Genomic DNA, 13,963 nt, shown 5'->3' with positions numbered 1-13,963 from the left:
GCCTCAGATTAACTTAAGCATTACCAGTTGTAGGTAAACTCAAGGAAAGCATTTCTTGGATCGCCCGGAAAGTGTCCTGTGCGCGCTAAGAAGCCCGACTCGGCATACTCTTTGTCGAATACATTTTCAACTCTGAACAGCACACTGTAGTTATCCAACTCCCAAATAATTGAGGTGTCAGCGACGAAGTAGGAATTTAGTGTTTGGCCAGATAGACTAAGCTGCTCATCCACATAGTTACCGCCAACTGCGAAAGCCAAATTCCACTCAGGGATCTGATATCGAGTCCACACCCCAAACTGATTTTCAGGGGCGTTGGCAAATTTATCGCCAACACTATTGCGGATCCCACCAGCGCCATTATCCGCAGTGATAGTCGCATCATTAAAGGCATAGGCTAGGCTTACTACCCAGTCAGGGGTCACGTCGGTGATCAACTCGATTTCTAGGCCTTTACTCGTGATTTCTCCGATTGGCGCTAAATTATCAACACCATCTTGCTCAGGATCTGTACCTGTATTTTGTAGCAAGTTTTGCCTTGTTATCTGATAACCAGCCACTTTTAGCAATGTACTTCCGTCAAATAACTCTGCGTTAAGCCCAACTTCAATGATATCACCCGTCGTTGGCTCAAATGGACCACCCGCTTTTTCGTCCTGACTGGATACGCTTTGAGGTTCGTAAGAATCAGCCCACTGTGAATACAATGAGATATCCTCAGATAGCTTGTAGATACCGCCAATTCTGAAGCTGACATTGGTATCATCAAACTTACTGCCATTGGCATCGTCTTCAAACCTGTCGTAACGTACGCCTGCAACAAGCGTCACTTTTTCCCAAGCGAGCTCGTTGAGTACATAGGTACCATTACGCTTTTGTTTTGTTGTACTTTCTGGTGCAAACTTCACATTGTATTGGTTTGGCTGCGTTTCGCCATAATTAGGATTGTAGAGAGACAAAGGCAAAATATCCGAGCCTAACGACGTACCATTTAAGTATCGAGTCACAAAGTCATTAGATGCTGATGCTCGACCCAACAACGCATCTTCTTCACCAGAATATATATCTAGTCCAAATGCGGTACGCTGCTCAGCGCCAAGTACTTGTGTTTCGTATACAAAGTTAGCCGCAAAAGATAGCTGAGACTGGGCTCTTAGTTGATCTCGAAACTCACGTGCGACCAAATCGATTTGACCATCATGATTGCTGTCGATGAGTGCTCTTGGTTCATGATAATTTTGTTCTTGCTCATTATCTATGTAGCGAAGCGCAACGTTGTAGCTTAGCGATGGACTCAAATCCCCAACAACACTCGCTTGCAATACATCTGAGGTTAGATTTAAAAAGTCTGTAGGCTCGTTATGGTTCCATGATGGTGTGGTTAAAAACTCACCGTCATCACCAGCGGGGACACCGCGTAAGCGATTTGCGTCTAAGTCCTGTTTGTAGTGCGTGTATTGCAAAATCAAACGAGCATCATCAAAATCATAAGCGTAACCTGCATCCACAATTGCCACTTCGCTGGCACTATTATCGCGGTAGGTATCTTGTTGTTCGTAAAACGCCCCCAGACGAATACTTTGCGCTTGTGCTACTTCACCAGTCACTTCGCCAGAAGCACCATAGCGGCTATCTGTGCCTGCAATGATACGGGTGTTGGCACTAAACTCAGATTGCGGCTTTTTAGTTATATAGTTGAATAATCCACCAGGTGCCCCAGGTCCATACAGCATACCGGCGGGACCTTTTAAAAAGTCGACACGCTCTACATTAAATAGCTGCGGGACATTAAACCCAACATATGGGTCGCCTCTTAGACCATCAAAATAGATTTCTTCTTGACGAAAGCCACGTGCAGTTACCCCTGCGTAGCTAAATTGGCTTACTCCCGCGATATTACGATAGAGATCTTTAGCATCTCTTGCTGCTAAATCACGGATCAAATTTGCATTGAGAGAAGTCACCATCTGGGTCGAGTTAAGTGGGTCAACCGCAAGCTTCCCTGTAGAAGACTCACCATTACGATATAAATTTAATGTTCGGCTAACGACGGTTATTTTTTCTATTTCTTTGTCTTGAAGCTTATCTTCTTCTGATTGCTGCTGAGCTGACGCATACAAAGAGGGATACATAATCGCTAACGCGATAAGGGATAATTTTGATACTGTTTTCATTTAGAGCCACAACTTAGTTATTATTAAAGCGCAGACAAATGATAACAATTATTAGTTACATTTAAAATAATTATCATGCATTTAATTGCATTTTTCGCAAAATTAAGAGTAAGTACCAACTCATCTAAACTTTACTTTAAGAGAGTAGATATGATTTGTTTTACACTTCATCTAATACCAATTCGCTTAATTAAGTGATCTATTTTGAGGCGAGAAAATCTTGTCGATAACACGGCGAAAATTTTGCTATTTAGTTGTTCTAAATGAAAAATTTTTAACACAGTTAGCGTCAGATTTGCTCCTTCAAATTGAGCAAGTATTAAGACTAATTGGTATAATTCATCGTGAGCAAAAATATCTCATGCAGATGTCGTTTTCTCTACTAACTTTATGAGTTAGAGAACAGGAAAATTGGCAGGTTATTAAAAGTGAAAGGCTTTTAGTCGACTGGAAAGCGAGCGTGGTTAAGTATTTGAAGTACGGATTATTGAGTTTTAGACTAGGCCTATTTGACCTAGTCTGAGAACATCAATACTGCAAATTAAATATTGGTAACATCAATAAATAATGATTCATCAATGTTTGTAGAGGAAACCACGGCCTCATTAAAGTCATAAGCTTCACGCTCTCCGTCTCTATCTAGGGGCAGACTTTCGAAGTCAAACAGATCGGTGTCAGCCAGTTGGCTTGGACTAACATTCTGAATCGATTTGAAGATATTTTCTACTCGACCTGGCGTCTTCTTATCCCACTCTACCAACATAGATTTAATGTTTTGACGTTGCAGGTTTTCCTGCGAACCACACAGGTTACACGGAATAATAGGAAAATCCTTATGTTCGGCATATTGAATGAGATCTTTTTCACGTGCGTAAGTCAATGGGCGGATCACCACATTACGACCATCGTCTGAGCGCAGCTTTGGTGGCATCGCTTTCATTCTTGCACCGTAGAACATGTTTAAAAACAGCGTTTCGACAATATCATCTAAGTGATGACCCAGTGCGATTTTAGTCGCGCCAATTTTTTCTGCAAATGAGTACAAAGTGCCACGACGCAAGCGTGAACAAAGACCACAAGTCGTTTTGCCCTCTGGTACTTTCTCTTTTACGACTGAGTAAGTATCTTTATCAATGATGTAATAAGGAATGTCTAACGTTTCAAAGTATTCTGGTAAGATATGCTCTGGAAACCCAGGCTGCTTTTGATCCAGATTGACTGCCACCACATCAAAGTGAATTGGTGCCGCTTTTTTTAGACTAAGTAAAATATCCAGCATGGCGAATGAATCCTTACCACCGCTGATACAAGCCATCACCACATCGCCTTCTTCGATCATATTGTAATCTTTGATGGCGTTGCCGACATTACGGCGCAGACGCTTTTGCAGCTTATTAAACTCTAAAACTTCTTTGCGATTATCTTGCTCTGTCATGGTGTTAGGTGCCGTATTCATACTTACTCAACTGTGTACTGTGGGCGTTATCGCGCTAGTACATTACTACATCAATTATGGGGCGCCGATTATACGTGAAATTGAGATGAGGTAAAATACAAAAATGGCGCCGCTTCGGGCGCCATTGTTGGGAACTAATAAATTAAAGACCAAACACCACCTTTTCACTTTTAAGCATACGACTGCTTAAGTAGGTAAAGATAGCAAACAGTCCCAACGTTACCGCACTTGACAGCAATAGTTGTGGTACAGGTACCGCATTGCCTTTAATGATTTCAATCATTGCGTTTTGCTGCGCTGCGATCGGCATCCACTGCATAATATCGGTAGCAATATCATAGGTCGTTGCCATGCTCATCATTACCGGAATAAACAGCGCCATCGCTACATAAGATTGCGCTTCTTTAAATGATTTAGCCAAGAAAGAGATAAATATCAATAAACTGGCAGACATTAAGGCAATCGGCAGGCCAATGATAATTGCTGAAATAATAAATTTCGGACCAATAACCACCGTAAAGCCCATCATTTCCCAAGGCACCATATTATAAGCAAACTTAGATACTATGGTGGTTAACACTAAAGCAATGATAGAAAAACCTGCGATTGCCCCCACTTTAGCTAACACAATATGCATGGTACTGATCGGGTGGCTAAGTAATAGCTGTAAAGAGTTGCGTTCACGCTCCCCTGCACTACTGTCAATTGCCATACCCATCGCCGCATAAAATAGTGAAATAATAATAGATAACGTCGCAATACCTAATACGAAGCCCCCTTTAGAGGTCGGTGTCGCTTGGTCATGAGTTTGGACATCAATCGCACGTGCAATTGTTGGGTCAATACCGCGCGCTACTAACCGCAATGAAGCAACTTCGCTGTTGTATAGCATGAGGTTACGCTCTAAACGGTTAATTGATGAACGTAACTTTTGCTCCGATTTATCGGCGATGATAAATACCGTCGCGCTCTTACCTTGCGTCATATTTTCTTGGTAGTCTTCGCTTACCTCCAAGGTAATGGCTTTAACCTCTTCGCCTTCACCATGTTCAATTTCTTTACTTGCTAAAAATTGCACTAAGTTGGGCGCATTCTCTGCATTTTTAATGGTGATTTTGAGTGCATCAGGCGAAGCCATTTGTTTAAACATGACGGTAAACAATACACACATTAAAATAGGTGCACCGATGCAATAGTAAAGACCAGCCATTACCGAACGTTTGTCGCGACTGGCGTCTAGCACTTCTTTTTTAAATAAGACCGAGATTAATTTCATCATGCTGCAATTCCTTCATCTGTACCTATTAGGGTAATGAAAGCTTCTTCGAGCGATGCTTTACCCGTTTGTTCACATAGGGCTTGCGGAGAGCCTTCCGCGACCACTTTGCCCTTCGCCATGACCACAACATGATCACAAAGCGCAGCAACTTCTTGCATCACGTGGCTAGAAAATAAGACACAGTGACCTTGCGCTTTAAGCATCATCAACAAATCCCGTAACACTCTTGTACTCATCACATCTAAGCCCCGTGTTGGCTCATCAAGTACAATATTCGTCGGTTTATGCACGATTGCCTGCGCCAACGCCGTTTTCATTCTTTGACCTTGTGAAAAACCTTTACAGCGTCTATCTGCAATATCCAACATTTGTAGCTTTTCTAATACTTCTTGCGTCGCTGTAGCGGCAGATTTTGCGTCCATTCCACTTAATTCAGCGTAAAACTGGGTATATTCACGCGGTGTCATGCGCTCGTACAGTCCACATGGGTCTGGAAACAATCCTAATTGTTGCTTTGCTCTAGTTGGCTCTTTGGCAACATTAATACTATCGATAGACGCCATACCTTGATCAGCTTGAAGTAGACCAAATACGGTACGTAAACAGGTCGTTTTACCTGCCCCATTTGGACCTAATAGTCCGGTAATTTGGCCATCGCGAGCGGTAAATGATAGCCCGTCTAGCGCATTCACTTCACCAATCTTTTTATATAAGTTATCTACTTGGATCATGAGTTACTCCTTATCAGCGGTTGCTGGGCCATTGATGTTCATAAAGAATTGTTTGCGTGTGTCTTCTTCAAGACAGCTCGTATCAAAGTCTCCCACTGTCTTTTCATCGTAAAACTTAGCAATAAGCTTATTAGCACAGCTTTGCCCTGCGACAATATGCGTAGCCGTTGGCGCAACTAAGTGCGTGGCATTGCTTAGTTTTTCCATCGCAACTTCTGCCCACTTAGCAGGCGTTGCTGGGTCTAATCCGCCAGAAAGCAGTAAGGTTGGAATATCGGACGTAACGGGTTCATAGTAGCTACTCGGCACCGGACTCACATCCCAAATTGGGCACGTAGCATCCAGTCCTGCAATCATCATCTTACCCATATAGTTTTCACTATATTTGGCTTTTTCTGCCGCTGTTAATCGTGGCCAATCTTCCCCACATACAATCGCCTGATGCATCCCCATTGCCAATCCAAGACCGTCTTCACTTGGTGCCATCATGCCAACAAGTGGAGCAAGGTTACCTTTAGTCGCTTCACTAATCGCAAGCGGCACCAATGCGCGGAAAGAATGAGAGTAAAGCGCCATCCTAATCGCGCCAAAGAGCTTCATTTTGGTCATCGTCATCGCGAGCGGTTTGCTGGTTCTTGGGTGAAGCACAGAAACCTCTATCGGCGTTTGCTCAACTTGCTTAAGTAAGTCTTCCCATTGCTGCTTTAGATTCGGATAACTATTTGCACATTTTTTATCGGCCTCACATTGTGCAAAAAGGGCGTTCAATGAACCTTCTATCGCGCCACCAATCGCCATTAAACTTTGGTTATTGGGTGCAAGACCATCTAACACAGCCGATGCAACACTATCAGGGAACTGTCTCATATACTCAAGCGCAATGCGCGTTCCATAAGAGCCACCATATAAGTGTAATTTGCTATAACCGAGTGAGGCTCTTACCGCGTCAAAATCTTTTGCGGCTGCAACCGTCGTATAATCAGAAAGGTCTGTGTCTAGTTTTTCTTTACACTTGAGGGCATCTTCTTTATAAAAATCGAGACCCAATAAGGTATCATTTAGCGCAAATTGTTGCTCAAGATCATCCATATCACATTGCAATAGATTGGATTTTCCAGTGCCTCGTTGGTCAACAAGTATAATGTCTCTATTTTCTCTCGCGTATTTAAGGATTCTTTCAAAGTTTGCAGCGATTTCGGTGGCCGATTGCCCAGGTCCCCCTGCAAACGCAATAATCGCTTCTTGTGGGTAAAGCGGCTTTATTGCAGGAATAACCATAAAGTGTATATCAATTTTTTGTTCTGTTTTGGTTTCACTTATTGGTTGTGAGATTTTTCCGCATTGCGCTCTGTCATCGAGGCCTTTTGCATAACAAGCGGATAATTCTACTGTTGATGTTGCCGCTTGTAATGGCAGCGCAGTTCCTAAAACGAAAGGAAGCAGCGCAAGCTTTACTAAGCTTTTCTTAAACTTAAATGGCTTTTTCATAGTTATTTCCTTGTTGACTCACGGTCAGTATGCTAACTTTAAGTGAGTGTATCAGTGTATTATTGTATTAATACAGTAGAATTAGAGTAATGCTAGATCTTATTCATGTCAACCCCAACAGCGCAGAGCCGATTTATAAACAGCTATTTGATCAGATAGTGCGTTTAATTGTGTCAGGTAAAGCACAAGCCGGAGAAGAGCTACCTTCTGTAAGAAAGCTTGCTGAACACTTCTCGGTAAATCCGATGACCGTCTCTCGGGCTATCGGGCAACTTGTCGATCAAGGTTGGCTTGAACGAAGACGCGGCCAGCCGACTCGAGTTGCACAACAGCAAACTACACAACAGACTGATAACCTGCTCAATAAAAACCTAAATACTTTAATTAGTGATGCGAAACAGCTTGGGATAAGTAAGGCTGAATTGATATCATTGATTGATAAAAATTGGGGACAAGAATAATGACAAGCCCACTACTACAATTCACCAAAATCCATAAACAATTTGCCGACAAGCCGGTTCTTGAAGACATAAATCTTATTATTGAACCTGGCATGGTTATGGGTTTACTAGGACGAAACGGGGCCGGTAAAACGACACTACTGCGAATTGCACTTGGGTTAATCGAACAAAATAGTGGTGAGGTTAGCTGCCTCAACAGCAGCAATATAGAGCTGAGCCCTGCATGCAAGAGCCAAATTGGCTATGTGCCACAGCAACCCTGTGGCTATCAAGGTTTTAAAGTAAAAGACGCGCTTGCACTACACCGTAGCTTTTATCCAGATTGGGATATTACACTTGAGCAAGAATGGCTTTCTCGTTTTGAGTTAGACGAAAACAAACTGATAAGTAACTTGTCAGTCGGTCAGCAACAAAGCTTAGCGCTGATAATGGCGATGTCGTACAGACCTAAGTTACTGATCCTTGATGAGCCAGTTTCAAGCCTCGATCCTATTGCTCGCCGAGCATTTATGTCCGACTTATTCGAGTTAGCGCTGGAGTCTGGCTCTGGTGTGCTTTTCTCATCGCATATCACTTCTGACGTAGAGCGCGTCGCGAGTCATATTGCCATTATCAAAGATGGTAAAGTCTTGATTACTGGCGAATTAGATACACTGAAAGAGCAAATTAGGCTTGTTCCACATCATCTTACGAGTAATCTGCCACCGGGAAACTCACTTCACCAATCTGAACGTTTTAGCATTTATCAAGCTCAAAACGGCTCAAGTTGGCCGGCAGAGCTACAGCAAAGTCAAAGCAACCTTGAACAGCTCTTTGTGGAGCTACACGCATGAGTACGTTAACTCGGCGCAATTGGTGGACAGGGTTTTCTGGGTTTTGGTTACGAGAGTGTGGTTCTGCAAATTTTTTTATTCCTGGGATCCTAGCGTCTATCGCTTCACCTTTATTGACCTTAATAGAAGACCAGAACATACAAACATTTAGTTTGGTCTTTGCGATCAGCGCACTATGGATGGCTTTTTGCTGGCAGTTAGTGAAATTACAAGCCCAAGAAAACGCATTACTATTCCCTGCAATTAAACGGCACGTATACCTACAAGGAACTGTAATACTAGTCGTTGGCTATCTGCTTAACACCCTTACACTTCTCAACCGTCCCATACTTGAAGTTTCCTATGCGATGTTATTCGCGACTAGTTTTGGCGCCAGCTTCTTTTTGCTATGTATGCGAAATAGCATATATTTCAGGCATAATAGCTACGTTTTCATGCTCGTACTTATGCTCGCTATGTTTTTTGGTGATGCTCCTCAAATTTTAGCACTGCTCGCCGTTCCTCTAATATTAGTGGGGATTTACCTATTAGTGGAACGAGATCATAACTGTCAATGGCATCACTTGGCATATCAAACCTACATCAATAATATACAGACTGGCTGGCTCCCGAGTAATACCTTTACTCCAGATTTCCTCACTCAGCGGTTTAGACAATTTTTTATGCCAATGAGCTATTTTGCGGGTAATCTGTTGATACAAACCTGTCAGATTTTGCTTGTCTCTGGGCTATTAGCGATTGTGGCAAGTGGCTTTTTTGGTGTCACACTCCATTTTGTTATCGGCTTTACCGATATGCTTGTTCTGATGGTCGCTATTTTTGTCTGTTGGTCCAAACTACAAACAAAAATGACATGGGATCAACTATACCTACTCCCTATCTATTCGAGCCTTAAAGCAATAAAGCAGGCTTACCACGTCTCTGCGGTTAAACTTGGGTTTTGCCTAGCCTTGTTTCAACTTTTAATATTGCTAGCTTGTAGCTTCTTTTCCACATTCGAGACGGTGGCTTTCTACTTAGTGGTATTTATTGCCTCAGTAGCAGGGTTTATTCTTTGCGTAGCGCTAGGAAGCATAATTACAAGCGCCCTTGCCTTGTCTCTTTCCTGCATGTTCGTAGTCATTTTACATAGTGCGTTTAAATCTTACCTGTTAAATCACGAACAATCTGCAACCACCGTATATCTATTATTAGGTTACGTTGTGATAGCCACCTCACTGCTTGTTTACAGTAATAAGAAGTTTGACTAAGAAGTGCTCGGATCCGAGGTGTCTCACGAAGATGCGTTGCGCTAGCGCTTGAACCACCAGAGGCTGTGCAGGATAGAATAAAGGAGTGATAGTGAGCTTAAGTCGATTATCACTCTTTTTTGCGGGTCTATTTAATGGGAGTGGGTACGACTATTAATAAAGTCGGTAACCGAAAACAACACCCCAGAGATCACGAAAGTAATGTGTATTCCTACTTTCCAAGCTAGCTGCTCACTCGTTAAATCTTGAGAATGAATAAAGACCTTAAGCAGTTCTACCGCAGATATAGCTACGATGGCGCTGATCAGTTTGATCTTAAGCCCTGAGAAGCCAACTTTCCCCATCCAAGTCGGTTTGTCTTCTTGTGGCTCGACATTAAGTTTAGAAACAAAATTCTCGTAGCCACTAAAAATAATAATGATCAACAAGCCGGCCAGTAATGCCGTGTCAACCAATGTTAAAATACCAATGAGTAGCTCTTGATTTGTCGCTGTCAGCGCACTGATGGTCATCACATAGAGCTGTTTAAAGAACTTAAGTAACAGCAACACTATCGCGAGTAGCAGGCCAACAAAGAAAGGCGCTAGCAGCCATCGTCCTTTAAATAAGGTTCTTTCTAAGAGATGTTCATAACGATTAAATTGCTCGTTCGCAGACTTAGTTTCTTGCTCCATGTTTTTGATTTTCACCATGTTTAGTAAGTTTGGCTGAACCTATAAATGTAGCATCAACGCTTACATTTCTCACTATTTATTGACGTAAATTTGAATCAATTTTCTGCTCTTTAAGAGAAAATTAATTCGTTTTCCTTATTTTAAATTTTGCTTTAAAACATGCTTGTTCTTTCAACTAACAGGTAACACGAATGAAAACCTTAGTTTCATCATTAATCGCTCTATCTCTTTTTGCTTGTGTACAAGTACAAGCCGATGAAGAGTTACCAGTCGCGCCTGCAGATTTGGTTCAAGAGTTAACTCAAATGTGCCTTGATTGGGCAAAAGATGATGATATACAAGCATCTGAAATAAAAAAATATGTTTTAAATTGCGTTAACGACGAGCTAGAAGCTACTGGCTATCAAAAAGTCAAAGACGTAAACATTAAATAGTATCATTTATATTAAGTAAATGAGCTATTTTGAAGCGGAGAAATAGCTTTAGTAGCTCCGCTTTCGCGTCCAGCTATCGCCAAGGTACCTATATCCATATAGGCAAGGCAAAAATTTTGCTATTTAATTGCTATAAATAAGAAATTTTTAACGACGCTAATATGGTATTTCACCCTTCAAATTGCTTGGAGAATTAAAGCAATTGGTACCATACCAGTTCGCTTGATTCTGTGATGGTATTCATAATGAAAAAGGCCGCTCAATACGTTGAGCGGCCTTTTGTTTTCAATAACCCTTTAAACAAAACAGCGACAATATCCGAAGACCCTGTAGTTGTTTAATTAATAGTTAAGCTTTCTTTTTCTTGGTAGCTTTCTCTTCTTCTACCCATTTACCATTGCTATACGTCGCTTTCCAACCCGTCGCTTTACCATCTACTTCCGTCATCACATATTGCGTCTTGGTTTTTCTAGAGTAGCGAACAATCGCGGGATTACCATCCGAATCTTGCTCAGGCGCGTCAGCCAGATAATAGAATTTAGGTGAAATTCGATCTCTGAAGCGCTTAAGCTCTGATACTTTCGGAGCCCGCGTTTCACGTGACTTCGGGAAGGTGTGTGCCGCTAGGAAAATACCTGAAGCACCATCGCGAAGCACAAAATGGGCATCCGATTTTTCACATTCTAGTTCTGGTAGCGGAACTGGATCTTCTTTCGGTGGTGCAGCTTCACCGTTTTTCAATAGCTTACGTGTATTTTTACAGTCTTCATTTGTACAACCAAAATACTTACCAAAACGGCCAGATTTAAGCTGCATATCCGAGCCACACTTGTCACACTCAATCAGTGGTCCATCGTAGCCTTTGATCTTAAATGCACCCGTCTCAATGACATAGCCCTTACACGCGGGTTATTACCACATACATGGAGCTTTTTCGTTTCATCGATAAGGTATGAGTCCATTGCCGTTTCGCAAATTGGACAACGTTTCATATGACGCAGGGACTCAGCTTCCGCCTCTTCATCCGCATCCGCGGCAACCGCTTCATCACCAGACACTAGATTAATTGTGGTGGTACAACGTTCTTTTGGTGGCAAGTTATAGCCTGTACAGCCAAGGAATACTCCAGTAGAAGCGGTACGAATACCCATCTTGCGTGAACATGTGGGACAATCTATGTCTGTTTCGACCATCACATTTTGTCGCATACCGCCTTCACTTTCATCGCCCGCTGCAATTTCAAGCTGGTTAGAAAAGTCGGCGTAAAACTTATCAAGTACCTGCGTCCATAAACGTTCGCCCTCAGCGATATCATCAAGGCGACCTTCCATTTTGGCGGTAAAGTCAAAGTCCATTAAATCGTTAAAATTCTCAACGAGTCTGTCAGTAACGATCTCGCCCATTTTTTCAGCGTAAAAACGGCGGTTTTCAACTCGGACATAACCACGGTCCTGAATTGTCGAAATGATAGCTGCATAGGTAGATGGACGACCAATACCACGCTTTTCTAATTCCTTAACTAAGCTTGCTTCGCTGAAACGTGCTGGTGGTTTAGTAAAGTGCTGCTTAGGATCAATCGCAATAAGATCAAGCTTGTCGCCAACTGAAACACTTGGAAGCGCCTGATCTTCTTCATTCTTCTTACGAACGGCTGGTTGTACACGTGTCCAACCATCAAAACGTAGCACGCGCCCTTTCGCTTTTAACGTGTAATCTTCCGCGGCGACGGTCAGCGTTGTTAGGTCATACTCTGCTGGCATCATCTGACACGCCACAAACTGACGCCAAATAAGCTCATAGAGCTTCTTAGCATCTGCCTCTACGCCGTCTAAATGACCTGATAAGATCGTCACATCAGAAGGACGAATTGCCTCGTGCGCTTCTTGTGCGTTGCCTTTTGCGGAATAACGCAGCGGTGCTTCTGGTAAATACTTACTACCAAATTCACTATCGATATAGCCACGACACATTTCTAACGCATCGTTTGATAAATTCGTCGAGTCCGTACGCATATAGGTGATGTAACCCGCTTCGTATAGACGCTGCGCTAACATCATGGTTTTCTTTACGCCATAGCCTAAACGAGTACTTGCCGCTTGCTGCATTGTCGAGGTAATAAATGGCGCGCTTGGCTTACTCTTACTTGGCTTTTCTTCAACTTTGACTACTTCGTAAGCACTGTTTTCAAGCACTTGTACGGCAGTATCAGCCTGCGCTTTATTTACTGGCTTAAATGCTTCGCCTTTAAACTTAGTAACCGCCAGGCGAATATCATCTTTTGTTGCTTTAACATCGGCGTGAATATCCCAAAACTCTTCTGGAATAAACGCTTTAATCTCACGCTCTCGCTCAACAAGTAATCTCACAGCAACAGATTGTACGCGACCTGCCGATAACCCTCTTGCTACTTTTTGCCAAAGCAGCGGGGACACCATAAAGCCAACAACACGGTCAAGGAATCGTCTTGCCTGCTGCGCATATACCATGTCGGTGTTAAGGTCGCCAGGCGCTTCAAACGCTTGGGTTATCGCGTTTTTGGTGATCTCGTTAAAGACCACACGCTTATATTTGCTCTCATCGCCACCGATAATCTGTTCAAGGTGCCAAGCAATGGCTTCCCCTTCTCTATCCAAATCGGTTGCAAGATAGATATGGTCAGCATCTTCAGCGAGCTTCTGTAGTTCTTGAACTACTTTTTCTTTACCTGGCAAAATTTCGTAATGTGGTTCCCAACCCTTCTCAGGATCTATCCCCATCCTCGCAACTAAATTTGCATAATCTTTTTGCTTTTTATATTGCGCTTTTTCTTCAGGTGACATCTTACGCACTTCAGCTGGCGACTTAGTTGCCAAGCCTTTCGTTTTACCTGCCCCTGAGGTAGGAAGATCTCGAACATGGCCTACACTGGATTTAACAATGTAATCCTTGCCGAGGTATTTATTGATTGTTTTTGCCTTCGCGGGAGACTCTACAATTACTAGCGATTTGCCCATAGCTGCCTATTTTTGACCGATTCTGTCTGATGTTTGCCCTTACTTGGGCGTTAAATTACTTATAGGTATATCTACAAACACCTATTGTTACAAGCTAAAAATACTAACTTTTCCCTGATCACCGAATTATTATCCAATTTATGTACAATATTCAGCCAATTTAGGGACGCATTCATATATATAAGGTTAA

At 42.5% G+C, this 13,963-nt stretch carries 10 protein-coding genes and 1 pseudogene; 4 read left to right on the top strand and 7 right to left on the bottom strand.

Translation table 11 applies throughout. The features are described from left to right. Nucleotides 1–20 precede the first annotated feature (20 nt). From B1L02_RS06685 to B1L02_RS06665, 5 genes are all read right to left on the bottom strand, one after another. Nucleotides 21–2,174, bottom strand: coding sequence for a TonB-dependent siderophore receptor (locus tag B1L02_RS06685; protein ID WP_088530402.1), 2,154 nt, complete (start codon nt 2,172–2,174; stop codon nt 21–23). Nucleotides 2,175–2,715: 541 nt separating this feature from the next. Next, a complete protein-coding gene (ttcA, locus tag B1L02_RS06680) occupies nt 2,716–3,609 on the bottom strand; it encodes a tRNA 2-thiocytidine(32) synthetase TtcA (RefSeq protein WP_088532247.1) in 894 nt (297 codons plus the stop codon). A 163-nt stretch (nt 3,610–3,772) separates the two neighbouring features. After that, a complete protein-coding gene (locus B1L02_RS06675) occupies nt 3,773–4,909 on the bottom strand; it encodes an ABC transporter permease (protein ID WP_088530401.1) in 1,137 nt (378 codons plus the stop codon). Continuing rightward, nucleotides 4,906–5,640, bottom strand: coding sequence for an ATP-binding cassette domain-containing protein (locus tag B1L02_RS06670; protein WP_088530400.1), 735 nt, complete (start codon nt 5,638–5,640; stop codon nt 4,906–4,908). The genes B1L02_RS06675 and B1L02_RS06670 overlap by 4 nt, the downstream gene beginning before the upstream one ends. A gap of 3 nt (nt 5,641–5,643) precedes the next feature. Further along, nucleotides 5,644–7,128 (bottom strand): alpha/beta hydrolase, encoded by a 1,485-nt coding sequence (locus B1L02_RS06665; RefSeq protein WP_088530399.1) that lies wholly within the window; start codon nt 7,126–7,128, stop codon nt 5,644–5,646. Nucleotides 7,129–7,217: 89 nt separating this feature from the next. On the opposite strand from B1L02_RS06665, the gene B1L02_RS06660 reads away from it, so the two are divergent. From B1L02_RS06660 to B1L02_RS24130, 3 genes are read left to right on the top strand one after another with little or no spacing between them, the layout of a single operon-like run. After that, a complete protein-coding gene (locus tag B1L02_RS06660; protein WP_088530398.1) occupies nt 7,218–7,589 on the top strand; it encodes a GntR family transcriptional regulator in 372 nt (123 codons plus the stop codon). After that, complete coding sequence (locus B1L02_RS06655; protein WP_088530397.1) at nt 7,589–8,422, top strand: ABC transporter ATP-binding protein; 834 nt, start codon at nt 7,589–7,591, stop codon at nt 8,420–8,422. The genes B1L02_RS06660 and B1L02_RS06655 overlap by 1 nt, the downstream gene beginning before the upstream one ends. After that, the gene (locus B1L02_RS24130; RefSeq protein WP_174694549.1) at nt 8,419–9,672 is read left to right on the top strand and encodes a hypothetical protein; all 1,254 of its coding nucleotides are present in this window, start codon (nt 8,419–8,421) and stop codon (nt 9,670–9,672) included. The genes B1L02_RS06655 and B1L02_RS24130 overlap by 4 nt, the downstream gene beginning before the upstream one ends. A 131-nt stretch (nt 9,673–9,803) precedes the next feature. Here B1L02_RS24130 and B1L02_RS06640 read toward each other — a convergent pair whose 3' ends face one another. Beyond that, nucleotides 9,804–10,364: a TIGR00645 family protein gene (locus tag B1L02_RS06640; protein WP_088530396.1), complete on the bottom strand. Its 561-nt coding sequence runs from the start codon at nt 10,362–10,364 to the stop codon at nt 9,804–9,806. 173 nt (nt 10,365–10,537) lie between these two features. Here B1L02_RS06640 and B1L02_RS06635 point away from each other — a divergent pair, with 173 nt between their 5' ends. Continuing rightward, nucleotides 10,538–10,780, top strand: coding sequence for a hypothetical protein (locus B1L02_RS06635; protein ID WP_088530395.1), 243 nt, complete (start codon nt 10,538–10,540; stop codon nt 10,778–10,780). Between the two features lie 348 nt (nt 10,781–11,128). Here B1L02_RS06635 and topA read toward each other — a convergent pair. Further along, nucleotides 11,129–13,773, bottom strand: a pseudogene (gene topA / locus B1L02_RS06630) (type I DNA topoisomerase). Nucleotides 13,774–13,963 lie beyond the last annotated feature (190 nt).

The organism is Pseudoalteromonas piscicida, from assembly GCF_002208135.1.
GTDB classification, from domain to species: Bacteria; Pseudomonadota; Gammaproteobacteria; order Enterobacterales; family Alteromonadaceae; genus Pseudoalteromonas; species Pseudoalteromonas piscicida_A.
The sequence above is the reverse complement of the archived record's forward strand: the minus strand, read 5'-3'. Positions and strand labels throughout refer to the sequence as shown.